At 65.3% G+C, this 23,898-nt stretch carries 20 protein-coding genes and 2 pseudogenes; 17 read left to right on the forward strand and 5 right to left on the reverse strand.

Features of this window, described 5'->3' with window-relative positions; genetic code table 11:
• Positions 1-69 precede the first annotated feature (69 nt).
• Positions 70-1,425 carry a S41 family peptidase gene (locus OL239_RS08680; RefSeq protein WP_268911485.1) on the forward strand — a complete coding sequence of 452 codons (1,356 nt, stop codon included), beginning with the start codon at positions 70-72 and terminating at the stop codon, positions 1,423-1,425.
• Positions 1,335-1,805, forward strand: a complete 471-nt coding sequence (locus tag OL239_RS08685; protein WP_268911486.1) for an NUDIX domain-containing protein — start codon at positions 1,335-1,337, stop codon at positions 1,803-1,805. Before OL239_RS08680 ends, OL239_RS08685 begins: the two co-directional genes overlap by 91 nt.
• Positions 1,806-3,023: 1,218 nt before the next feature.
• Here OL239_RS08685 and OL239_RS08690 read toward each other — a convergent pair.
• Positions 3,024-3,431 carry an Hsp20/alpha crystallin family protein gene (locus OL239_RS08690; RefSeq protein ID WP_268911487.1) on the reverse strand — a complete coding sequence of 136 codons (408 nt, stop codon included), beginning with the start codon at positions 3,429-3,431 and terminating at the stop codon, positions 3,024-3,026.
• A 265-nt stretch (positions 3,432-3,696) separates the two neighbouring features.
• Here OL239_RS08690 and OL239_RS08695 point away from each other — a divergent pair.
• Together OL239_RS08695 and OL239_RS08700 are read left to right on the forward strand one after the other, a co-directional pair.
• Positions 3,697-4,127: pseudogene (locus tag OL239_RS08695) on the forward strand (MarR family winged helix-turn-helix transcriptional regulator).
• A gap of 55 nt (positions 4,128-4,182) precedes the next feature.
• Positions 4,183-5,202, forward strand: coding sequence for an NADP-dependent oxidoreductase (locus OL239_RS08700; protein WP_268911488.1), 1,020 nt, complete (start codon positions 4,183-4,185; stop codon positions 5,200-5,202).
• A gap of 74 nt (positions 5,203-5,276) precedes the next feature.
• Here the strand turns inward: OL239_RS08700 and OL239_RS08705 are convergent, their stop codons facing one another.
• The 3 genes and pseudogenes from OL239_RS08705 to OL239_RS08715 all read right to left on the reverse strand — a co-directional run bounded on the left by OL239_RS08705 (position 5,277) and on the right by OL239_RS08715 (position 8,153).
• Complete coding sequence (locus tag OL239_RS08705) at positions 5,277-6,356, reverse strand: glycosyltransferase family 4 protein (protein ID WP_268911715.1); 1,080 nt, start codon at positions 6,354-6,356, stop codon at positions 5,277-5,279.
• A 2-nt stretch (positions 6,357-6,358) separates the two neighbouring features.
• Positions 6,359-7,318, reverse strand: coding sequence for an alpha/beta fold hydrolase (locus OL239_RS08710; RefSeq protein WP_268911489.1), 960 nt, complete (start codon positions 7,316-7,318; stop codon positions 6,359-6,361).
• Positions 7,318-8,153: pseudogene (locus tag OL239_RS08715) on the reverse strand (aldo/keto reductase). The gene OL239_RS08710 and the pseudogene OL239_RS08715 overlap by 1 nt, the downstream one beginning before the upstream one ends.
• Positions 8,154-8,435: 282 nt before the next feature.
• Between OL239_RS08715 and OL239_RS08720 the strand changes: the two are divergent.
• From OL239_RS08720 to OL239_RS08755, 8 genes are all read left to right on the forward strand, one after another.
• On the forward strand, positions 8,436-9,173 hold the full coding sequence (locus OL239_RS08720; protein ID WP_268911716.1) for an MIP/aquaporin family protein: 738 nt from the start codon (positions 8,436-8,438) through the stop codon (positions 9,171-9,173).
• A gap of 63 nt (positions 9,174-9,236) precedes the next feature.
• The gene (gene glpK / locus OL239_RS08725) at positions 9,237-10,757 is read left to right on the forward strand and encodes a glycerol kinase GlpK (RefSeq protein WP_268911490.1); all 1,521 of its coding nucleotides are present in this window, start codon (positions 9,237-9,239) and stop codon (positions 10,755-10,757) included.
• 163 nt (positions 10,758-10,920) lie between these two features.
• Positions 10,921-11,175: a hypothetical protein gene (locus OL239_RS08730; protein WP_268911491.1), complete on the forward strand. Its 255-nt coding sequence runs from the start codon at positions 10,921-10,923 to the stop codon at positions 11,173-11,175.
• A gap of 29 nt (positions 11,176-11,204) precedes the next feature.
• Positions 11,205-11,384, forward strand: a complete 180-nt coding sequence (locus tag OL239_RS08735) for a hypothetical protein (protein ID WP_268911492.1) — start codon at positions 11,205-11,207, stop codon at positions 11,382-11,384.
• 123 nt (positions 11,385-11,507) lie between these two features.
• Positions 11,508-12,344 carry a flavin-containing monooxygenase gene (locus tag OL239_RS08740; protein ID WP_268911493.1) on the forward strand — a complete coding sequence of 279 codons (837 nt, stop codon included), beginning with the start codon at positions 11,508-11,510 and terminating at the stop codon, positions 12,342-12,344.
• Positions 12,329-12,889 carry a hypothetical protein gene (locus OL239_RS08745; protein WP_268911494.1) on the forward strand — a complete coding sequence of 187 codons (561 nt, stop codon included), beginning with the start codon at positions 12,329-12,331 and terminating at the stop codon, positions 12,887-12,889. The genes OL239_RS08740 and OL239_RS08745 overlap by 16 nt, the downstream gene beginning before the upstream one ends.
• Complete coding sequence (locus tag OL239_RS08750) at positions 12,889-13,821, forward strand: bile acid:sodium symporter family protein (RefSeq protein ID WP_268911495.1); 933 nt, start codon at positions 12,889-12,891, stop codon at positions 13,819-13,821. Before OL239_RS08745 ends, OL239_RS08750 begins: the two co-directional genes overlap by 1 nt.
• Positions 13,818-14,810 (forward strand): SDR family oxidoreductase, encoded by a 993-nt coding sequence (locus tag OL239_RS08755; RefSeq protein ID WP_268911496.1) that lies wholly within the window; start codon positions 13,818-13,820, stop codon positions 14,808-14,810. Before OL239_RS08750 ends, OL239_RS08755 begins: the two co-directional genes overlap by 4 nt.
• On the opposite strand, the gene OL239_RS08760 is transcribed toward OL239_RS08755, so the two are convergent.
• Complete coding sequence (locus OL239_RS08760; protein ID WP_268911497.1) at positions 14,807-15,889, reverse strand: sigma-70 family RNA polymerase sigma factor; 1,083 nt, start codon at positions 15,887-15,889, stop codon at positions 14,807-14,809. The two genes, OL239_RS08755 and OL239_RS08760, sit on opposite strands and share 4 nt — an antisense overlap.
• A 127-nt stretch (positions 15,890-16,016) precedes the next feature.
• Between OL239_RS08760 and OL239_RS08765 the strand changes: the two genes are divergently transcribed.
• From OL239_RS08765 to OL239_RS08785, 5 genes are all read left to right on the forward strand, one after another.
• Positions 16,017-16,283 carry a GNAT family N-acetyltransferase gene (locus tag OL239_RS08765; protein ID WP_268911498.1) on the forward strand — a complete coding sequence of 89 codons (267 nt, stop codon included), beginning with the start codon at positions 16,017-16,019 and terminating at the stop codon, positions 16,281-16,283.
• 231 nt (positions 16,284-16,514) lie between these two features.
• The gene (gene leuS / locus OL239_RS08770; RefSeq protein ID WP_442864256.1) at positions 16,515-19,013 is read left to right on the forward strand and encodes a leucine--tRNA ligase; all 2,499 of its coding nucleotides are present in this window, start codon (positions 16,515-16,517) and stop codon (positions 19,011-19,013) included.
• Between the two features lie 53 nt (positions 19,014-19,066).
• Positions 19,067-19,915 carry a DegV family protein gene (locus OL239_RS08775; protein WP_268911500.1) on the forward strand — a complete coding sequence of 283 codons (849 nt, stop codon included), beginning with the start codon at positions 19,067-19,069 and terminating at the stop codon, positions 19,913-19,915.
• 304 nt (positions 19,916-20,219) lie between these two features.
• Positions 20,220-21,101, forward strand: a complete 882-nt coding sequence (locus tag OL239_RS08780) for a helix-hairpin-helix domain-containing protein (protein WP_268911501.1) — start codon at positions 20,220-20,222, stop codon at positions 21,099-21,101.
• Between the two features lie 154 nt (positions 21,102-21,255).
• Entirely contained in the window at positions 21,256-23,889 is a 2,634-nt protein-coding gene (locus OL239_RS08785; protein WP_268911502.1) for a ComEC/Rec2 family competence protein, read from the forward strand.
• Positions 23,890-23,898: the final 9 nt, after the last annotated feature.

Raw genomic sequence — 23,898 nt, forward strand, 5'->3', positions numbered from 1 at the left:
TGAGCCCAACCGCGAGAGCTGATCCCGGCCGCCGCTGGGAAGAGGTCCCCGTGTGCGAGACTCATCTTCATGAGTGAGCAATCAGTCCCGGATGAACAAGACCATTTGGGCCGAGGTGCCGGGTATCTTTCAGCTCAGTTTTCCGGGCCGGAATGGATGCTCGATCCGGCGGATCCGGTTCTCCAGCGGCACGCCGACCACCAGTCCCTGGGACCTAACAACCCCGCCGATTACCGGGATTTCATCGATGATGCGGCAGTGTTGAAGTACTTGATCCGCACGCGTCATATCGCCGTCGTGCTCGATCCCGACAAGGCTCACGCCACCGACGGGATCATCGATCGGTGGGCCCAGGGGTTATCCGCCTCGAAGCCCACAACGTTGGCTGGGTGCGTCGGATCCTTAGGGAGGGAACTAAGGAAGGCCCTCGGTGACGGGCACCTACATGTGCGCCACGGCGAGCATCACGGCAGGGAGAAGGAAACTCTTGGTGAGGACCCCGGTCCAGCGTGGGAAACGACCACGATGAACAGCATCAGGATCATTCGAGTCAGAACCTTGGACGGATCCGACGGGGTCGATTCCGTCCTTCAAGCCGGGGCAGAGAATCATGCCGAGGACTTCACCTTTCAGGACATCATCGTCGATCTGCGCGGCAACGGAGGAGGAGACGACTCCTACATCACCTCTTGGTTCACACCCCACGTTAGCGAGTCGTGGACGAAGCCGTGCGAAGAGCACGGGATGACACTGTCATCCTCGGGTGCGCCCATCGCCTACTGGAATTACGCGACGTGGTTACGGCTCACCGACCACACCGTGCCCGCAGCGTTCACCGCAGACCATCTTCGTCCCCGGCACGATGACTGCGTCATCGTCACCGCTTCCCAGAATGATGCCAATCATTCTGAGACGACCCTGGAGCCTGGCGGCACGGAGCACTGGCGGGGACGGATGCTCGTTGTCATCGATGGTGGCACGGGATCCTCCGGCGAATCAGCGGCCCTGCTGTTAAAGAACGCGTTCGACGCCGTCCTCGTAGGTTCACCCAGTTACGGAATCATTGATTACGGGAACGCAACCCCTACTACCTACCCACTAGCGGCATGCAACTACACGTGCCGTCTCAGGCCAATAACTGGGGAACTGCCATCGACTTCATCGGTATCCAACCCGACATCCTTCTTCCCGCGTCGACGCCGCTCCGCGACATCGCAAGTGCTTTCAATGAGATCCACGTCTCCCGAACCACTGAGATTCACGGCTGACGTCCACTGTCGCAGCCAGGGATCCGTTGAGAGACGTGCACGGGACACCCTTGTTATGGTGAGGCCATGGGGCACATTGGGTCATATCTGTGGAAGATTCGGCAACACCTCGGATCTCAACTCGTTCTTCTGCCAGGCGCTCAAGTGCTCGTGCTAGGAGGGCAAGAAGGCCATGCTTTGTTCCAGCGCCGAGTGGATAACGGAGTGTGGGAGCTGCCTGCTGGCGGCTGCGAACCCGGCCAAAGTTTCCGAACTGCGGCTGTAACCGAGTTGTTTGAAGAAACGGGCATCGTCGCTAAAGCAGAAGACCTCGAACCGTTCGCCAGCCTGTCCGATCCTTCAATACACACTCTGGCCTACCCCAATGGCGATCAGGTTCAAGCCTTCGCTATGTGTTTTGTGCTCGCTAGCTGGGAGGGAAGCCTGTTAGCAGAAGAGTCCGAGGTGAGTGACCTTGGGTTCTTCCCTCTGGCTGATCCACCGTATCCCACTCATATCCCGACTCTGGAAGTGCTGAAGCTGTATGCGCTGTTCTAGGAAACCGGCGTTTTTCAAGCAAATTAGGCGTCGCGGTAGGAAATCCGTTGCTGTGCATAAGTGCATGACAACTACATAGGATTTGTGAATGGGTCGTAGACAGCAGCACAACGTGGAAGCCGTCCGGGTCGAGATAATTGCCGCAGTAGCGGAGCTACGTGCTGTGGCCCGGTCAGAGCAGGACAAGCAACGAATAGATGTTGCCGACTGGCTCGACGAGCAATTCATCGATATCGCGGACCCAGGCGTTCTGCTTGAGACAACGCGAAATGCTCTCACCTTGTACCAAGGCGGGATGGGGTCATTCCAAGATGTCGGCACCGCGGCATCGGCGCACGCGGTCAGCCGGTTGCGTAGCGCTCTGGTGCGTGGGCTCGATAGCGAAGCTGGCAACTCATCAACGTGCTCATGATGGGCCGGCACCGTCCTGGTGAAGGATCCCCAATGAGCGGGCTGTGCAGACGACTTTGACATTCTCTGCAGTCGACTTCGGAAACTGACAGATCCCCTAACTTCGACACTCAGCTGCGGCAAGCCCAAAGATGAGGGCTGAAGAGATGAGCATTGTCGAAGCGGCGAAGCTTCTTCAGATGGGCCGCACGAGCCCCGCCCATGCCTTCCACCGGGCTACCGAGGAAGCGATCAAGACGTGATCAGGCTCGTCCTCGGGATACTCGTCGGAGGTATGTGGATCAACCACCGGGCTGTACGTGCGGTATTTGTGCTGATCCTTCGGCTGTTTTCTTTGAGAGAGCCAACCAGAAATAAAGTCGCAGGAGTCTTAACCCTGGCATTCTGGCTTGTATGGGTCTGGGCTATTTTGATCGGCCTGCAAGTACCTATCTGGACTCACCTGGCTGCTGCTGCGTTCGCTGTCTGGCTGTATGTCGCCGTTGTCCGAATGGAGGGCGCCATCCTCTCCGAAGGGAGGCGCGCCGTGCACCTGTCCGACGCTGAAAGATTCCAGTCCCATGTTCTGCGGTGGCCCAGGCAAGGTAGTGGTTCACGGCGGGATGGAAGGCATCGAGGACATGCAGTCCCGGCATCACTGTGACGTTCCCCTGTGTGTCCGGGCGACAGCCGACGCCCAATCACACCTGGTTTTAGGGACATGATCTGACAACATGATCGACCTCGGCCCGTAAGGGCCAGCTTCCGTCGGCGGCAGCAAATAAATGGCGTCACCTTCCACGCACTGAACGGGCGGCGCATTCCAGGTCACTGCGGAGGCCGGACCTCGATTTTCCGCCGGCGCCGGGCCGGATCCACGGGCAGGAAAACGCTGAGCACGCCGCAGGTGCACTGCGCGCTGATCTTGGCGGTGTCGATCTCCGGGCCCAGGAGCACCTGCCGCTGGAGCAGTCCGCGGCGCCGGTCGCGAACCTGCCAGTCCGGTTCGGCGGCGTCGCGCAGGGTGCGGTACCCGCGGAGCGTCAGGAGCCGTCCCTCGACGCCGACGTACAGGGAACCGGGATCCAGCCCCGGGAGGTCGGCATTCAAAATGTAGTGGTCTCCCTCGCGGTACAGGTCCACGGGGATGCCGCTGGTATCCGCTGCTCCTTGGCTGCCGGAAAGCTGCGGGCCGGGCAGGTCCAATCCCGGTGCCGGATCGAACCGGAAAACCATACGTACCATCTCCCTCGCATGTGCCAGTCCTCCAGCTGCACGCCCCGGGCCGGTGTCCGGTGCGATGCTGGAATACCAGCAGTTTAGGACCGGTGGCGCCCTGCCAAAAAATCGGGGCCGGGGCCGGGGCCGGGGCGTGGACTGTGCCGGGGCTCGCTGCCGTGGGCTGGGTTGGGCCGGGTCCGGGACGTGGCTGACGACGCGTGCGGTGTGCGGAACGGGTAGATCAGTTGTGCACAACTGAATGGTGCGTTAGGTTCGGGGGATGAACGATTCCCTCCACCGCCAGGTCTGCTTCTCGCTGTACTCGGCGTCCCGGGCGGCCACGGCCGTGTACCGCCCGCTGCTGGACCAGCTGGGCCTGACGTATCCGCAGTACCTGGTGCTGATGGTGCTGTGGGAGCAGGACGGGGTGACCGTCCGGGACCTCGGACGGTCCCTTGAACTGGATTCGGGCACGCTCTCGCCCTGCTCAAGCGGCTCGAAGCGGCCGGCCTGGTGCAGCGGCGGCGCTCGGCAGCCGACGAGCGCCGGGTCGAGATCCATCTGACCGGGGAGGGCCGCTCCCTGAAGGAGAAAGCCCTGCACCTGCCGCAGCAGGTTGCGGCCGCCGCCGGCCTTGAGCCCGGAGAACTGCGCACGCTGCAGGAAACACTGGCGAAAGTGACCACGGCGCTGCGCGCAGCGGCACGCTGACCACCCCAAATTTCCAACCCCATCGGGCCCGCGGGCCCGGCAAGGAAGGCATTCCATGAGCGACTACCCCAAGACCGGCCGCGAAATCCAGCTGGCAGCCCGCCCCGAGGGCTGGCCTGCCGGGGAGAACTTCCGGCTCGCCGAAGTACCCGTGCGGGAACCCGGTGACGGACAGGTCCTGGTCCGCAACCTGTACATGTCCGTGGATCCCTACATGCGCGGGCGCATGAACGACGTGAAATCCTATGTGCCGCCATTCCAACTTGATGCTCCGCTCGACGGCGGCGCGATAGGAGAGGTCGTGGAGTCCCGCTCGGACCGCCATAAGGCCGGCGATTTGGTGCTGCACAGTTTGGGCTGGCGCGACTACGCGGTCCTGGACGGAAAGCGTGCCCGCATCATCGACACGGCCCTGGCTCCGGCAACGGCATACCTGGGGGTGCTCGGCATGACCGGCCTGACGGCCTACGCCGGGCTGACGAAGGTCGCGGAGTTCAAGGAAGGCGACGTCGTTTTCGTCTCCGGTGCCGCCGGAGCCGTCGGGTCCCTGGTGGGCCAGATCGCCAAGGCCCTGGGCGCCAGGAAGGTCATCGGCAGCGCGGGCTCGGCCGAAAAGGTGCAGCGCCTGCTGGACCTGGGCTTCGACGAGGCCTTCAACTACCACGACGGCCCCGTCAAGGAGCAGCTGAAGAAGGCCGCCGGTGCGGACGGCATCGACGTCTACTTCGACAACGTCGGCGGCGAGCACCTCGAAGCCGCCATTTCCGTGCTGAACAAGTACGGCCGCATCGCCATGTGCGGGGCCATTTCGCAGTACAACACCACCGATGCGCCCACTGGACCGCGCAACCTGGCGCTGGCCATCGGCAAGGAACTCACCCTGCGCGGGTTCATCGTCGGCAGCTACAACGAGTACGCCGACGAGTTTGCCGGACTGATGTCCGGGTGGCTGCGCGACGGCGCGGTGAGCTACGACGAGACCTTCGTGGAGGGCCTGGAAAACGCACCCCAGGCCTTCATCGACCTGATGAAGGGCGCCAACAAGGGCAAGATGATCGTCACCCTGCAGAATTAACCCTGCAGAATTAACCCGGCAGGATCACGCCCCGGCACGCCCCCCGCGGGCCGGGGCGTGCTGCCCCCGACCGGTCAGCGGGTGCCGTGCAGGCGCACGGCCTCCTCGGCGGCGGCCAGCAGCTGAAGCGCCGACGTCTCCCAGGAGTATTCGGCTGCCCGGCGCAGCCCGGCGTCCGAGACCCGGGCCCAGCGCCCGGGCTCCTCCAGCGACAGCACCGCTTTGGCAAACGCCTCGGGGCTGTCCGGATCGGTCAGCAGGGCGGCGCCGCCGGAAACCTCCCGGAAAATGGGAATGTCACTGGCCACCACCGGAGTTCCCGCGGCCATCGCCTCGATCATCGGAAGACCGTAGCCCTCGGCCCGGGACAGGGTGACAAGGGCGGTGGCCGAGCGCAGCAGCTCCGCGTATTCCGCGTCGGTCACGCCGTCGTGGAACACCAGGCTGCCCTCCGCCGGGGCCAGGGCTTCCAGTTCGCTGCGCCGGGCCGGGGAAATCCGGCTCAGCAGGTGCAGGGTGTAACCGGGCAGGTGCGCCATTGCGCGCACCGCGGTTTCCACGTTTTTGTACGGCATGAACGAGCCCATGTAGAGCAGGGTTTTCTCGGGCGGCTCGGCGGCGCTGCGCACCGGGGTGCCGGGCTGCGGCGCATTCCCCACGATCCGCACCGGCCGCTTCGTCAGCCGGCGCCGGGCCATCAGCGAACGCGTGGTGTCACTGATGGTGGCGACGACGTCGGCCCGGTTCAGCAGCAGCCGCTGCGGCCAGTAGGCCAGGTGGTACAGGCGCCACAGGGCGCGCACGGGCAGCGGCAGGAAGCCCGGGGGCGTTGGGTTGGAGTAGTAGATCAGGTCATGCAGGGTCAGGATCAACGGATACTTTCGGCCCCAGCTGCCCATGGTCTGCATGGGGGATACGACGACGTCGGCGCCCAGCCGGTTCACGCGGAGGGCGACCAGCAACTCGGCCGGCGACAGCGGGCTGTTGATTTGAACCCAGGGCAGGTCCGGCAGGAGCGCCAGCTGCCGTTCATCCGAGATCAGCATCAGGACTTCGGCGTGCCTGGACACGGCGTGGATCAGGGACGCGCCGTACCGGCTGATGCCGTCGTGGTGGTCGGTCCGGGTGAAACGGGCATCCATAGCTATGCGCAGGGTCATGAGTGCCTCCGGTGCAGAAAATCCGTTATCAGCGCTGCCGCCTCGGCGGGGGCTTCGTAATGCACCAGGTGGCCGACACCGGGCAGCACATGGAGTTCGGCGTCAGGCATCAGCCCGGCCAGCGTGCGCTGCCCGGCGACCGAGCCGAGGTCGTCACGCTCCGCCGCGATCAGGAGAACGGGCATGCGCAGCTGTCCCGCCGCGTCCCGGACCGTGGACGAGATGGAGGCCCGGAAGGCGTCCAGGACCACATTCCGGTTGGCAAAGGCACTGAAGTAGGCCCGGTGCTGGCCGTGGATCCAGCGGCGCAGGTCCGGGTCCCGGGTTTTGGCCATGAAAATACTCATGCCGCGCACGATCGCCGGGTGCTGAAGCAGGGCCATGCCCAGGCGTTCCGGCAGGCGTGCCGCCGTCAGGTAGTACAGCTCGGCTGCTTTGCTGGTGATGCCTTTGGGCCCCTCGAGGGCCGGTTCGCAGATGGGATTGACCAGCACCAGTTCGCTGATCAGCCCGGGACGGTCCGCCGCGACCCGGGAGGCGATGATGGAACCGAAGGAGTGTCCGAGCAGGACGGTGTCCGGCCCCAGCTCCGGCACCCCGCCGTCCAGCGCCGCGGTGACGAATCCGGCGTACGCGTCGACGTCGTGCTGCCCGGGAAGCGGATCGGCCGAGCCGAAGCCGGGCAGGTCGGGAACCAGGACGCGGTGCTGCGGCAGTGCCTCGACGATGCGCAGCAGGCCGTGGTGATCGCCGCGGAAGCCGTGCACCATGAAAATTGGCGGCCGGACAGCGGCACCGCCGGCGTCGCCGATACTGTCACCGTCGCCGCCGCCGTCCGCAAGCGCGGGAAAGTCCCAGCAGCGCTGGACCGTCCCGTCCACCGTGAAGGTGCGAACGTCTGCGCGGCGGGTCAGGCCGATGCCGGCAGCGCTGCTGTTTTTGGCTGCGGTCCGCATTAGTTCACGCTGTCCGGGTGCGAGCCGGAGCGCTGGTTCCGCTCCAGGCCCGCGACGGCGTCGAGCTGCGCCGGCGTCAGCTGGAAGGAGAACACATCCAGGTTTTCGGCGATGCGTTCCGGTGAGCTGGCCTTGGGTATGGCGATGTTGCCCTGTTCGACATGCCAGCGCAGGATGACCTGGGCGGGGAAACTCCGAGCTCGGCGGCGGCGGAGGTGATGACCGGATCGGAGAGGACCGCACCGCGGCCCAGGGGGCTCCACGCCTCGGTCAGGATGCCCAGTTCGGCATGCAGGGCACGCAGCTCGCGCTGCTGCAGCCACGGGTGCAGTTCGATCTGATTGACCGCCGGAACGACGTCCGCGGCGTCCATCAGGGTTCTGGAGGTGCTCGGGCTGGAAGTTGGACACCCCGATGGCCCGGACGCGGCCGGAACGGTGGAGCTCCTCCAGGGCACGGTACGTCTCCACGAACAGGCCGCGCTCCGGGCAGGGCCAGTGGATGAGGTACAGGTCAAGGACTTCCAGGCCCAGCCGGTCCATTGAAGCGTCGAAAGCCCGCAGGGTCCGGTCATACCCCTGGTCGGTGTTCCACACTTTCGATGTGATAAAAATCTCATCCCGGCTAACGCCGCTGTCCGCCGTGAAGGTGCGAACGCCTTCGCCCACTCCTCCTCGTTACCGTACAAAGCCGCCGTATCGATGTGCCGGTACCCGGTGCTGAGCGCCGCAGCCACGAGCCGGGCAGCGTCCGGGGCCGGGACCTTGTAGGTGCCGAAGCCCACCTGGTCCAGGTGAACGCCGTTATTGAGGGTCAGTTTGGGGGCCGGTTCCATGCTGAAGACTCTACCGAGAATGCTGTCTGCCGGTGGAATCGCGCCGGGGATGCCGCGCACTGCGGCTCCGGTCCGGCCGCCGTCGTCCTGCCGCCGGCCGGCGGCCTACCTGTTTATCGTGGGATCCTTGATTGCATAGTCCAACATCGAGATACTGCGCAAGTAGAAATACCGCGCATGCGGTACCCGTGTTCCGGACCAGTGGCAAAGTCATGACAGAGTTGTTCCAGGCCGACTGAACATCAGCCGGCAAACTTGACTAGAAGGATGGAGAAGTCAATGGTGACTCTCGGTGAGGTTTTCCTCAGTGAGTTGGCGGGAACGGCAATACTGATACTGCTTGGCTGCGGTGTGGTTGCGAACGTGGCGCTCAGGAAGACGAAGGGCAACGGGGGCGGAACCCTCATGGTCAACTTCGGCTGGGGGCTCGGCGTTTTCGCGGGTGTCTTCGTGGCGGTGCAGTCCGGTGCACACCTGAACCCGGCTGTGACCGTCGGGCTCATTTTCAACGGTTCCGACCTGGCTCCCGGCGTGGAAACCAGCTTCGCGTCCGTCCTGGTCTACCTGGCCGGACAGCTGCTGGGTGCCATGCTCGGTGCCGTGCTGGCCTGGCTGGCCTACAAGAAGCAGTTCGACGACGAGCCGGATGCGGCAAACATTCTGGGCGTTTTTTCCACCGGCCCGACCATCCGTTCCTACGGCTGGAACGTCGTCACTGAAGTCATCGGCACCTTCGTGCTCGTGTTTGTCATCCTGTCCTTCGGCGGAACGCCGAACGAACTGGGACCGCTGGCCGTCGGCCTCCTGGTGGTTGCCATCGGTGCCTCCCTCGGCGGTCCGACCGGCTACGCGATCAACCCGGCACGTGACCTAGGCCCCCGTATCATCCACGCCCTGCTGCCCATCGCCAACAAGGGCAAGAGCGACTGGGCCTACTCGTGGGTGCCGGTTGTCGGCCCCCTCCTCGGCGGTGCCCTTGCAGGACTGGTCTTCAACGGCATCCCGATGCCCGTTGTCTAAGCAACCCGGCACGGCGGCCTGTACCCGTGCCATCCCATCCACCCAGCAGTAAAAGGAGCAACCATGCCTGACCCGAGCTACATCATTGCGATAGACCAGGGCACCACCAGCAGCCGCGCAATCGTGTTTGACCATGACGGCAACATCGTCTCGACCGGCCAGAAGGAACACGAGCAGATTTTCCCGCGGGCCGGGTGGGTGGAACACGATCCCGAGGAAATCTGGACCAATGTCCGCGAGGTTGTGGGCTTGGCCTTGTCCAAGGCGAACCTGACCCGGCACGACATTGCCGCCGTCGGCATCACCAACCAGCGCGAAACCGCAGTGGTCTGGGATAAGACCACCGGCAAGCCGGTCTACAACGCCATCGTCTGGCAGGACACCCGCACACAGCCCACGGTGAACGAGCTGTCCAGTAACGGTGGCCTGGACCGGTACAAGGACAAGGTTGGCCTGCCGCTGGCGACGTACTTCTCCGGCACCAAGATCAAGTGGATCCTGGACAACGTGGACGGGGCGCGGGAGCGCGCCGAAGCCGGCGACCTGATCTTCGGCAACACGGATTCCTGGATTGTCTGGAACCTCACCGGCGGCACCGACGGCGGTGTCCACATCACCGACGTCACCAACGCCTCCCGCACGCTGTTCATGAACCTGGAAACCCTGACCTGGGACGAGGGCATCCTCAAGGACTTCGGCGTGCCGCTGTCCATGATGCCGGAGATCAAGTCCTCCTCCGAGGTCTACGGAACCGTCCACACCTCGCAGCTGCTGCGTGAAACCCCGGTTGCCGGCATCCTGGGCGACCAGCAGGCCGCCACCTTTGGCCAGGCTGCCTTCGGCCAGGGCGCTGCCAAGAACACCTACGGCACCGGCTGCTTCCTGATCTTCAACACCGGCGAAGAAATCGTCCGGTCCGAGAACGGCCTGATCACCACGGTGGCGTACCAGATCGGCGATGCCAAGCCGGTTTACGCACTGGAAGGTTCCATTGCAGTCACCGGCTCGCTGGTTCAGTGGCTGCGCGACAACCTGGGCATGATCCAGAGCGCCGCCGAGATCGAGGCCCTCGCCACCGAGGTCACCGACAACGGCGGCGTCTACATCGTGCCGGCGTTCTCCGGGCTCTTCGCTCCGCACTGGCGCTCGGACGCCCGCGGCGCCATTGTGGGACTGACCCGCTTCGTGAACAAGAACCACATTGCCCGCGCTGCGCTGGAGGCCACGGCCTTCCAGACCCGCGAGGTGCTCGACGCCGTGAACGCGGACTCGGGCGTTCCGCTTACCGAACTGCGCGTGGACGGCGGCATGGTGGCCAACGAGGCGCTCATGCAGTTCCAGGCCGACATCCTCGGCGTGGACGTGGTCCGCCCCAAGATCGTGGAGACCACCGCCCTGGGTGCCGCGTACGCAGCCGGCCTGGCCGTGGGTTACTGGAACGACACCGACGAGCTCGAGACCAAGTGGGCCGAAGACAAGCGCTGGACCCCGCAGATGGAAGACAGCGAACGCCAGCGTCAGATGCGCCTGTGGTCCAAGGCCGTCACCCGGACGTTCGACTGGGTTGACGAGGACGTGCTCTAACCAGCACATCGTCAACCAGCACAGCGCGGCGTCGGCCGGCAGCTGAGCGTCTCCGGACGGCAAATGAATAAAGCTGGGCCGCGAGGGTCTGAGCACGGTATTGCGCCGGGCTCAGGCCCTCGTGCTTTGTCGACTGCACTGCATCAAAACAAAGGGATATAAAGTGGAGATATTTTGGCCCGGAGTCATTATTGGACCCATTCTTTTTACGGGATGCCTGATTGGCTTCCGCAAACTTTATGCTTTGAGCAGGGTTGCAGGTCAGGCAACCTCACAGGTAGTTGGCAAAAAAGTGATGGACAAATTTGCCGGCAGCCCGGAGTATCAGAAGATGAGTCTGATCATTCCCTTATTCGCGGGAATGGCAACGGGGGTTCTCCTTGCTTTTTTCGGAATTTTCGGCAGTTTTTTCAACTAGTTGCATATCCCTCAAGGAGGAGGAGTCACATGCCACCTTTAGCTGTGGTGCTCATCGTGATTGGTTTTGCATGTGGAGCAGCGGCACTCGTCAAGACCCTGCGTTCAAAAGAGTCCCCTCCGCCCCGCAAGGTCCCGCTGATCCTGAGCAATGCCGGCATGCTGTTTATTGTTGCCGCCGGAGTTGTTTTTTATTTCGATAAACAATAGCTGCACACTAAGGAAAGCGGCACGGGACCCGGAAGGCAGCCGGTGAGGCGGTTTGACCCGCCGTAATCACTTCTGTAGCGTTCCAGCAGCATCAACGGTTGCAGGTCACGAAAGCAGGAACGAGTGTCGAAATTCTCCACAGCAGCAGGGGACGGCAAGCTGCCGGTTGCTGTCATCGGATCCGGGCCGAGCGGTCTGGCCACCATGCGGGCACTTTCCCGCCAGGGGTTGGACTTTATCGGCTTTGAGCAATTCACCGATGTGGGCGGACTGTGGAACATCGGCAATCCGGCGAGCACGGTCTACGAGTCGGCACATCTCATTTCCTCGAAGACCACCACTGAATTTGCCGAGTATCCGATGCCGGCCGGCACCCCGGACTATCCCGGCCACAGCCACCTGAAGCAGTATTTTCGCGGGTACGCGGAGACCTTCGGGCTGCGGCGCCACATCCGCTTTTCCACCCGGATAACCGGCGCCGTTCCGTCCGGCGACGGCGGATGGACTGTTGCCTGGGAAGGGCCGGGCGGAGCGGACAGTGGAAGATTCAGCGCCGTCGTTGTTGCCTCCGGCACGCTGCACGCCCCCTTCCTGCCTGCGTTCAGGGGGACGTTCGCCGGCGAAATCCGTCACTCGGCACAGTACAAGAAGGCCACCGACCTTGCCGGCAAACGCGTGCTGATCGTGGGCGCGGGCAACAGCGGCTGTGACATAGCCGTGGACGCCGTGCACCACGCGGATGCCGTGGACATCAGCGTCCGCCGCGGCTATTACTTTGTACCCAAATACGTCTTTGGCCGGCCCACCGACACCCTGAATCAGGGCAAACCCCTGCCCCGGCCGCTCAAGCAGTTTCTCGACAAACGCCTGCTGCGGATGTTCACCGGGATCCGGCACGTTTCGGCTTCCCGAAGCCGGATTACCGGATCTACGAATCCCATCCGGTGGTCAATTCCCTGATCCTGCACCACATCGGCCACGGCGATCTTGCCGTGAAACCGGATATAGACCGGCTGGAGGGCAGCACCGTGCATTTCCGGGATGGCAGTTCGGGGGAGTATGACCTGCTGCTGTGCTCCACCGGATACGTCCTGGACTATCCGTTCCTGGAGCCGGAGCTGCTGGGCTGGCACGGCCCGTCCCCGGATCTCTACTTGAACATCTTCAGCCGCGGGGCAAAGAATTTGATGGTGGTGGGCATGGTGGAAGCTTCCGGCCTCGGCTGGGAGGGCCGGTACCGCCAGGCGGAGCTGGTGGCTGCATATGTCGCAGCACAGCGGGACGCACCTGTTGCCGCTGAGGCCTTCGGCCGCACCATCAGCGGACGCTCACCGGATGTCACCGGGGGCTACCGCTACCTTGACCTGGACCGGATGAGCTACTACGTCAACAAGGATGCCTACCGTGCGGAGCTGACAGCGCACCTGGCCCGGCTTGACGGAACTGACGGAACTGACGGACCTGCCGGACCAGCCATGCCCGCCATGGCGGAGGTGCGTCGCTGATGCCCATTGACGACGTCGTACTGAACTTTTCGCCCGGCTCGCTGGTGATCCTGAACCTGGTCCTGGCCGTCATCATCCTCGGGATTGCCCTGGAGGTCCGGCCCTCGGACTTTCGCACCGTGCTGCGCAGCCCGAAAGCGGTGGTGCTGGGCATCGCGGCACAGTATCTGCTGCTGCCTGCGGTGACAGTCGGCATAGCCCTGGCCCTGAAGGTTCCGGCGTCCATCGCGCTCGGAATGATCCTGGTGGCCTGCTGTCCGCCGGGCGGGATTTCGAATGTGCTCACCCACCGGGCACACGGTGATGTGGCGCTCTCGGCGTCCATGACGGCGGTGTCGAACCTGGTGGCCATTATCGTGATGCCGCTGAACGTTGCCTTCTGGGCGGCGCTGAGTCCTTCCACCGCCTCGCTGATGCGCGACTTCTCCCTGGACCGCGGAGGAATGCTGATTCAGGTGCTGCTGATCATCGGAGTTCCGTTTGCCGTAGGGATGCCCCTGGCCCGCCGCTTCCCGGGTATCACGGACCGGCTCCGGCCCTGGGTGCAGCGGATCGGGCTGATAGCTCTCCTGGCGTTCATCCTCGCAGGGACGGCAAGCAACCTGGAACCGCTGCGCGAACATCTCGGCACCATCTTCCTGGTGGTGCTGCTGCATGACGCCGTGGCGCTTGCGGTTGGCTACTGGAGCGCTGCTGCCGTTGGGCTGGATGAAGCCAGCCGCCGGGCCGTCACCTTCGAAGTGGGTGCCCGCAACACCGGGCTTGGGCTCGGACTGACCCTGACGTTCTTCTCCGGACTGGGCGGCATGGCCATGGTTGCTGCATGGTGGGGGATCTGGGACATCCTGGCCGGATTGCTGCTGGCAGCGTGGTGGCGGCGGCGGGATGCCCGGCGGGCCTTCGCCGCGGAACCCCGGGAGGCTGCGCAGTGAACCGGGTCTGCGTGACCGGCGGCAACGGATTCCTGGGCAGCGCCGTCGTCGCCCGGCTGGCAGCGGACCCCGGGATCAGCTCCGTCCTGAGCCTGGACATCCGCGAGCCCGCCGCAGACCGGCGGCTCGACGGCGTCGAGTACGCACTGGCCGATGTCTGTTCGCCGGAGGTTGGCCGGCTGCTGCAGGCTCACCGGATTGACACCGTGGTTCATTTGGCGGCCATCGTGAACCCGGGCAAGGACACCAGCAGGGAGCAGGAGTTCCAGGTGGACGTGGCGGGGTCGCGGAACGTCCTGGCCGCCTGTGTCTCTGCCGGGGTTCGGCACGTGGTTATCTCATCCTCGGGGGCTGCCTACGGCTACCATCCCGACAATGCACCCTGGCTCACCGAAGGGGATCCGCTGCGCGGCAATGACGAGTTCGCCTACTCCCGGCACAAGCGGCTGGTGGAAGAGGAGCTCGCCCGGGTCCGCAGCGAGCATCCGGAACTGCAGCAGACGATCTTCCGGATCGGCACCATTCTGGGGGAGCGGGTGCGCAACCAGATCACCGCCCTGTTCGATGCACCCCGGCTGCTGCGCGTGGCCGGCAGCGACTCGCCGTTCGTTTTCATCTGGGACCAGGACGTCGCCGACGCCATGGTGCAGGCGGTGCTCACCGGCCGCAGCGGCATTTACAACGTGGCCGGCGACGGCGCACTGACGGTCCGCGAGATCGCTACCCTCATGGGCAAGCGGACCATCAGCGTGCCGGCCCCGGTGCTGGCCGCCGGGCTGTGGCTGGGACACAAACTGAAGCTGACCGTGCACGGACCGGAGCAGCTGCGTTTCCTGCGCTACCGGCCGGTCCTGGACAACACGGCGCTCAAGCGGGAGTTCGGTTTTACGCCGTCGCGCACCAGCAGGGAGGCGTTCCTTGAGTTCCGGGCTGCCAGGGACGCCGCCGCCGCAGATGCCGACGACGACGTCGCTGCCCGCCGCCGCTAGAAGTAGCTCACCCCGTTTGTCTTGAACGGCAGTCCCAGTTCACCGGCCACCTCAGCCAGCACCTCGGGGCAGAAGAAGTACCATTTCAGCTCCGCGATCAGCGCTGCACCGTGGGCGGTGCGCACCCGGAGGACATCGGCCACCACTTCGGGAACCTCCGGCGCGTCCTTAGGGCGCTCCCACAGGAGGATGACGTTCTCCCCACCGAAGTGATGGACCGTCGCCCGGTAGAGTTCGGCGGCATCTGCACCGAAGGTGTGGGTCATGGACCCGGTGCGGATCTGCTCGTGTCCGGTTTCGCTGACGTTCCCGATCACCTCGGACCGTCCACCCGCGAGGAAGAGGTTCACCATGGCGTCAATGTCGTAGGCGTTGAAGGCTTCTGCCAGCCGGCGCAGCAGCAGTTCTTGCCCGGCGGGCCGGACTGCGTCCGAGGACCCTGCCAACGATCCTGCCGGAACTGTAACAGCTGAAGATCCCGAATCGGAGCCGGCATGTGCCGCCTGCAGTGTGGCCCGGCCGCGGTGCAGGGCCGACTTCACGGCACCCTGGGTCGTCTCCAGCATCCCGGCGATCTCAGCCAGAGGATACGAGAACACATCTTTAAGGACCACGCACGCCCGCTCCCGCGGGGGCAGCAGATGCAGGAGGCGGCGGAGCGCAGACTCCACGGCCAGGTTCGCCAGCGGATCGGGTGCCCCCTCATCAGGAAGGTCAGGGGCGGATTCAGTCCACTCAAGGGTCACCCGGTTGCTCCGGCGCAGGGAGTCTATCCAGGTGTTGGTCGCGATCCGGACCAGCCATGCCTGCGTGTTCAGGATGGGTTCGTGCCGCCGGGACGCTTCCTCCAGGGCCTTGGTCAGTGTTTCCTGCAACAGGTCTTCGGCATCCCACACCGTGGGCGTCAGGCTGCGGCAATACGCGTACACGGAGGCCCGTACGGGCTCCAACGCCACCAGGAAGTCGCGCCGGGCCTGCCGCAAATTGTTTCTGTTGTCCGCGAAAGCCGGTGTCTCTGCTGCCGTGCGGGCTTCCACAGCCGCTGCCGTGCCGAATTCCGTTGCCGTTTCGAGTGCCATTGACGTTTCCCCTCGTTCTCCCCGCCCAAGGCGGTACCTGGATGAAAGCATGGCATTGCGCCATGTCCTCACCCGGTAGACGCACGGGTACGCCCAAAAGATACGTCGCCAACGGAACAAGCTGTGGATGCGGCAGAATCGGTGCCTGGAACTGCATACGCCACGGCTGCTCCTGGGCAGCTACCGCCCGGAGGATTTGGCGGCCGCCGTCGTGCACTTTGGCTTTGCCGTGCTGGGCTTGGATCGCATCCGTGCCACCTGCCGGCCGGGCAACGCCGCGTCGTCCAGGGTGCTGGAGAAGACCGGAATGGTGCTGGAAGCCCGCCTGCCCGCGCACAAGCTGATCCGCGGCCGGTGGGAGGACTCCCTGCTGTACGCGATCAGTCCGTCATAAGGCTGTGGCGCGGCTGCTGCAAAGAGGCGGCTGTTGTAAAGTGGAAAGATGAACGCTTTCCTCCTCCTTAGGTAGCCGCGCACCGTCCGTGCGCGGCCCAGCCCCTTGCCTGCCGAGGGGCTTTTGTGTGTCTGGGGGAGAGCGTGACGAAACTTGAGTTTAAGCGGCGGGACCGGCATGGACCGGCAACCGCGGATCAACAGGATTTCTTTGAGGACAGAGGCGACAACAGTGAGTACGCAGTCACAGACGGATGAGTCTGAAGAGGCCGTATACAGTTTTGCGGACATTGAGCAGAAATGGCCGGCGGTCTGGGACGATCTCGGTGTTTTTCAGCCCGTCGACGACGGTTCCAAGGAACGCCGCTACGTGCTGGACATGTTCCCGTACCCGTCCGGTGACCTGCACATGGGTCACGCCGAAGCGTTTGCCATGGGCGACGTCGTTGCCCGGTATTGGCGTCAGCTCGGTTACGACGTGCTGCACCCGATCGGCTGGGATTCCTTTGGGCTGCCGGCTGAAAACGCAGCGATCAAGAACAACGCCCACCCCAGCGACTGGACGTACCGCAACATTGACACCCAGGCGGCGTCGTTCAAGCGCTATGCGATCAGCGTGGACTGGTCCCGCCGCATCCAGACGTCCGACCCGGAGTACTACCGCTGGACCCAGTGGCTGTTCAAGCGCTTCTACGAGCGTGGCCTGGCCTACCGCAAGAACTCCCCGGTCAACTGGTGCCCCAAGGACCAGACCGTGCTCGCCAACGAGCAGGTCGTCAACGGTGCCTGTGAACGCTGCGGCACCCAGGTCACTAAGAAGTCGCTGAACCAGTGGTACTTCAAGATCACCGACTACGCCGACCGCCTGCTCGATGACATGGAGCAGCTCAAGGGCCACTGGCCCGAGCGCGTGCTGGCCATGCAGAAGAACTGGATCGGCCGTTCCGAAGGCGCCCACGTCCGCTTCGTCATCGAGGCCGACGGCGGCAAGCCGGCCGAAGAGGTCACCGTCTTCACCACCCGCCCGGACACCCTGGCCGGAGCCACGTTCTTCGTCGTCGCCGCCGATGCTCCGCTGGCGGTGGAGCTGACCACGGACGAGCACATGGACGCTCTGCTGAACTACCGCGAGCAGGTCAAGGCCCTCTCGGACATCGAACGCCAGTCCACCGAGCGCACCAAGACCGGCGTGTTCACCGGCCGCTACGCCGTGAACCCGCTCAACGGCGAGAAGCTGCCCGTCTGGGCCGCCGACTACGTGCTGGCCGACTACGGCACCGGTGCCATCATGGCCGTGCCCGCCCATGACCAGCGCGACCTGGACTTCGCCAGGACCTTCGACCTGCCGGTCAAGGCCGTGCTGGACACCGGCGAAGAAGATCCCGCCGTGTCCGGCACGGCCACCACCGGCGAGGGCACGCTGATCAACTCCGGGAAACTGGACGGGCTGCCCAAGTCCGAAGCCATCCCGGCCGCCATCGGGATGCTCGAGGAGCAGGGCACCGGCGAGAAGTTCGTAAACTTCCGCCTGCGCGATTGGCTGCTGTCCCGCCAGCGTTTCTGGGGCACGCCGATTCCGATCATCCACTGCGAAAACTGCGGCGAAGTCCCGGTTCCGGATGACCAGCTGCCCGTCACGCTGCCCACCGGGCTGAAGGGCGAAGCGCTGGCTCCCAAGGGCACCTCCCCGCTGGCCTCGGCCGAGGACTGGGTCAACGTGGCCTGCCCCACGTGCAACGGTCCGGCTCGCCGCGACACCGACACCATGGACACCTTCGTGGACTCGTCCTGGTACTTCATGCGCTTCGTTTCCCCGCACTACACCGACGGCCCGTTCGATCCGGAAGCGGCGAAAAACTGGATGCCCGTGGGCCAGTACGTGGGCGGCGTCGAACACGCCATCCTGCACCTGCTCTACGCACGCTTCTTCACCAAGGTGGTCCATGACATGGGCCTGCTGGAAACCAGCGAACCGTTCAGCTCGCTGCTGAACCAGGGTCAGGTCCTCAACGGCGGCAAGGCCATGTCCAAGTCGCTGGGCAATGGCGTGGACCTGGGCCAGCAGCTGGACAAGTACGGCGTGGACGCCGTCCGCCTGACCATGATCTTCGCGTCCCCGCCGGAGGACGACGTCGACTGGGCGGACGTTTCGCCGTCGGGCTCGGCGAAGTTCCTGGCTCGCGCGTGGCGCCTGGGGCAGGACATCACCAGCGAACCCGGCGTGGATTTCTCCACCGGTGACAAGAAGCTGCGCTCCCTGACGCACCGCACGGTCGCCGACGCCACCGAACTGTTGGAGAACAACAAGTTCAACGTGGTGGTGGCCCGGACGATGGAACTGGTCAATGCCACCCGCAAGGCGATCGACTCCGGCGTTGGCGGAGCGGACCCCGCGGTCCGCGAAGCCGCCGAGGCCGTGGCGGTCATCCTGAGCCTGTTCGCGCCGTACACCGCCGAGGACCTGTGGGCCCAGCTGGGCCGCCCGGCGTCCGTGGCGAACGCCGGCTGGCCCGCCGTTGACGAAGCGCTGCTGGTCCAGGACACGGTCACCGCCGTCGTCCAGGTGCAGGGCAAGGTGCGCGACCGTCTCGAGGTGCCCGCCGACATCAGCGAAGAGGACCTGCGCGAACTCGCGCTGGCGTCCGCGCCGGTGCAAAAGGCACTGGACGGCCGGGACATCCGCACCGTCATCGTGCGCGCGCCGAAGCTCGTCAACGTCGTTCCGGCGTAGGCTGGCGTTCAGGCAGCAACAGGTAACAAACGGGTAAGCGGCACGGGGGACACATGAACGCGGACTGGCTGGAAAAACTGAGCCAGCGAGCGAAACGGGGGCGGCTCCGCGAAGCCGCCCCCGCATCCCGGGTCGGCGTGGTCACCGACTCTGCCGCCGCACTGCCCGAGAACTGGGCCGCTTCCGCATCAGTGACTGACCTGGTGCGGGTGGTCTCCATGCCGGTCATGATCGGCGACCAGATTTACGGCGAGGGCACCGACCGCATGATCGGTGCCCTCGCTTTGGCATTGGCGCAGGGATCGGACGTGCGGACTTCCCGGCCCTCGCCGGGGCAGTTTGAGGCGGCCTATGCGGAGCTTGCCGCCGCGGGCTGTTCGTCCGTGGTGTCGCTGCATTTGTCCGGCGAACTGTCCGGAACGGTGGACGCCGCCCGGCTCGCGGCCCGCAGCGCGTCAATCCCCGTGACCGTCATCGACACCGCCAGCGTGGCCATGGGCCTGGGGTTTGCGGTTGCCGCTGCGGCGGAAACAGCGCGCGACGGCGGTTCGGCGGAGTTGGTCGCGGATGCGGCCCGGGTGGCAGCGGCGTCTGCAAGCATTCTCTTTTATGTCCCGAGTCTGGACCAGCTGCGCCGCGGCGGCCGGATCAGTGCCGCAGCGGGATGGTTTGGCACCCTTTTTGCGGTGAAGCCGATCCTCGTGGTGCGCGGCGGGAAGATCGTGCCGCTGGAGCGGGTGCGTTCCGCTCCGCGTGCCCTGCTGCGGCTGACCGAACTGGTGCAGCAGGATATCACCGCCCGGTCCGGACGGGTGCGGGTTGCCGTGCACCACTTCGGCAACGAGGGTGAGGCCGAGCGCCTGGCTGGGACCATCACCGAGGTTTCCCCGGGGTGGAGCTGACGATCTGTTCGCTGCCCGCCGTCCTCGCAGCCCACGCCGGCTTGGGTGTCTTGGCGGTGGCGGTGGCCGGGGAAACCTCGGCGCCCCCACACCCCTGGTTCGCCGCCGGTGCCGCCGGTACCGGGTGAGCGGCCGGACGCGGGGCCGTCCTCAGGCCCCGAAAGTGGTCCGCGCCAGGGATAGCGGCTCGTCCTGTGCGGCTCTGTCCTGCACAGGCAGCCGGAATGCTGCTGTGTGGCAGGTCTTTCCCTCAGCGGTATTGATGACGGCTTTGCGCGGTCCCGCCCGGGACTAAGTTTTGGGGATGGCAAACCACCGCTGGGAGACTTCCCCGCCCCTGTCCCGGCTGTCCGTGCCGCGGTCCGGTCCGGCTGAGAGCCAAACCTTCGGCGACGGTGAACCCGCCGATGACCCGGACCTGAAGGGATCACCCACTCGGCATCGGCGTCGCTGGCTGATGTCTTTTCGTGCTTCGGTTCTCGCAGTCAGTCTGCTCGCGGGCACAGCGGGCGGGCTGGTGCTCTTCAAAGGTGGAGGGCCTCCTGTCCAGATCGCGAGTGTCGAGCTGGATACCGACCGCTCCGTGTCCCCGGCGGATGAGGGTGCCGAAGCCCGTTCCGCGGCGGACGATTCCGCCGGCCAGGACCACGGGGAGGCGCGAGGCGGCGGGGAGGCGGCGGATCCTGCGCCATCGCCGGTTGGGCCGTCGGTCCTTGTCGTCCATGTTGCCGGCGCCGTCACCAGTCCTGGCGTGGTTCGGGTGCCTTCCGGGAGCCGGAACGCAGATGCCGTGGAGGCAGCCGGCGGGGCAGCGCCGGACGCGGACCTGACGGCCGTAAATCTGGCCGCTCCGCTGCAGGACGGCATGATGGTGATCGTGCCACGGATTGGCGAGGAGGCGGCGGTGCCGGTGCCGGTGGCTGGTGCGGACGGCGGCGCCGGAGCGCCCGGCAGTGGTCCTGGAACCGGCATGGATCCGGATTCCGAGCCCGGAGCCTTGGTCAACATCAACACCGCTTCGCTGCAGGAACTCGACGCCTTGCCGCGCGTCGGCCCCGTGACCGCCGAGCGCATTGTCGCCTGGCGCAACGAGCACGGAAACTTTGCCCGCCCCGAGGACATAGATGCTGTGCCCGGCATCGGCGAAGCAATGCTGGCCGCACTGCTGCCGCTCATCACGGTTTGACTGCTGCCCGGCCATGCCTGAGCGGGAGGATAGCCATAACGCAGACATGGCGGCGCGGGGCCGCCGCAGCCGCTGGCACCATTACTCGACGGCGGCAATTCGCGGTCCGGCTCCGCTGCCATCCGCGGGGGATTCGCTGGATTTGCTGGATTCGATGGCAGTACGCGGGGTGCCGCAGGCCCGAGCCATCCGGCGCCGGCCAGGCTCCGGTTACCCGGCCCGGGCCCTGGACCGTTTGCGGGCGCGGGTTTCGGAAGCTCCGCCGGAAATCCAGGTCCGCCCTCTGCTGGAGCTCAGGCTTGTCCCGGTGGCAGCGGCTGCCTGGTTTGCAGCCGCCATAGCCGTGCGAAGTAATGGCGGTGCGGCAACAACTGCCGGCATAGCCCTGGCCCTGGCGGCGGCAGTCCTGCTCGCGGTGGCGTTGCTCGGGTCCAACGGGAAATCGTTGACTGCAACCGGAACAGCGAAAGGCATTCCGGCGCCGGCTGCGCTTGCGGTGGTGAAGACGGCCGCGCGGGCGGCAGCTGTACCCATGGCGGCCGCGGCCGTCGTCATCGTGTGTGCCGGCACGCACCTCTCGGAGAGGATGGCCGGCCCGATTGGCCCCGCCGTCGCCGAAGGGGCAACCATCGCCGGCAGCTTTCGGGCGCTGACCGATGCACGGGCCGCGGCTGCTGACGGGTTCAGCGGTAAGCCCCGTTACCTCGTGGAAGCAGTGCTTGAAGAAGCCACCAGCGGCGGGCAGCGCTTCGGCTCAGCTGCAACGGTCCTGGTGATCGGCGGTGACGGGTTTGAGAGCGTCCATTTGGGGGACAGTTTCACCTCGTCGGGCCCGCTCCAGGGAACCGATCCGGGGGAGCGTTCGGTGGCTGTCCTGTATGCGAACGGAGCGCCGCATGTGGTGCCGGCTGGCGGCTGGTACGCAGTGACAGCGCGCATCCGCGCCGCGTTTGCCGCTGCCGCAGCCCGGTATTCGGGGGTTTATGGCATTGATGCTGCCGGACTGCTGCCGGGCATGGCGCTGGGGGACCGGAGCACGCTCGATCCAACGCTGGAAAGCGCAATGAAGAACACCGGGCTGACGCACATTGTTGCTGTCTCCGGGGCAAACTGTGGTTTTCTCCTGGCCTTTGTTTTCCTCCTTGCCCGAACGCTCCGGCTGCCGCGCGGTGCTGCCGCCGCGGCAGGCATTCTGGCGTTGCTCGGTTTTATGCTCCTGGTCAGGCCGGACGCCAGCGTCCTGAGAGCTGCGGTCATGGGCAGTCTGGGAGCACTGGCCGTTCTGTCGGGACGGGGAAAGCTGCCCGCATCGCTGCTGTGCCTGTCAATCACGGTGCTGCTTGCCGTCGACCCCTGGCTCAGCGGCAGCTACGCCTTTATCCTCTCGGTACTGGCTACTGCCGGATTGATCCTCCTCGGGCCCCGGCTGACAAAACTCCTGTCCAGCCATCTGCCGTGGCCGCTGGCAGCGGCACTGGCCGTACCGCTGGCCGCACAGTTCTTCTGCACTCCAGTCCTGGTGCTGCTTCAACCGCAGGTTCCGCTTTTCTCGCTGCCGGCAAACGTAGCTGTGGCTCCCGTCATACCCCTGGTGACCATCGCGGGGATGGGGGCAGCAGTGCTGGCATCCACGGTCCCGGTGCTGGCCGGCCCGCTGCTGGTTGCAGCAGGCGCCGGAGCAGCTTGGACTGCATTTGTTGCCCGGTCCTTCGACGCCCTTCCCGGCTCACTGCTGCCCTGGCCCGCAGGGGCATCCGGCGCTGTTCTCATGGCCGCAGTGACAGGCGCCGGTGTTGTGGCGCTGTGGTTGGTGGGACGGCGCGATTCGGTGGTTAGGCCACCTCAGCGTGCAGCTGCTCCCGAGGGCTCCAGGCGCTCAGCGGGCCTTCCGTGGGCCGCACCGGCGTGGCGCAAAACCGCAGCGGCAGCCACCGTGCTCTTACTGCTGCCATCCGGGGCATTGTTCGGCTGGGACCGGTTGCGGCCGGCACCCGCACCGGACGGGTGGATGGCGGCTGCCTGTGATGTGGGCCAGGGCGACGGCTTAGTCGTGAGCACCGGGCCGCACAGTGCCATCGTTATTGATGCCGGACCCGACCCGGAGTCCATTGACCGCTGCCTGAAGCAGCTTCGGGTGGAGACCGTGGATCTTTTCATCCTGTCCCACATCCATCTGGACCATTACGGCGGAGCTGCCGGAGTGCTCCGGGGACGCGAAGTGCGGAGCATCGCCTACTCGACCGCCGAACAGCAACTTTCCGGCCCGCTGCTTCAGGCTCTTGACGAGTCCGGTGCAGGGACAGTCCGGCTCAGCGCGGGCATGGGGTCACGCATCGGTGCGGTGCGGTGGGAGGTCCTGTGGCCGCCCGCGAACGGTGCTCCAGGCGCGGCCGAGAATGATGCCAGCGCGGTGGTGCTAATTACTGTGCCCGGTGACCAGGAGCGGCGCGGCACTGAACTCAGGCTCCTGCTGACCGGAGACATCGAGGAAGAGGCTGGCGCCCGGCTGCTGGCGGCTAACGCCCAGCTGGCAAACGATGGAGTCGACATCCTGAAGGTGCCGCATCATGGCGCGAGAAACGGTGGCACCCAGCTGATCGAAGAACTTCAGCCGGACATTGCGCTGATCTCTGTCGGCGCCGACAACGATTACGGGCATCCCGCTCCGTCGATCCTTCGGTCCCTGCAAGAGACCGGCACGATCATCGCCCGTACGGACCTGCTGGGTTCGGTCATTCTCGATACGGATGGCACAGCGCTACGGGTCAATCGCTTGGAGGGCAGATGACCGCCTCCA

The organism is Arthrobacter sp. ATA002 (assembly GCF_026898095.1).
GTDB lineage: Bacteria > Actinomycetota > Actinomycetes > Actinomycetales > Micrococcaceae > Arthrobacter_B.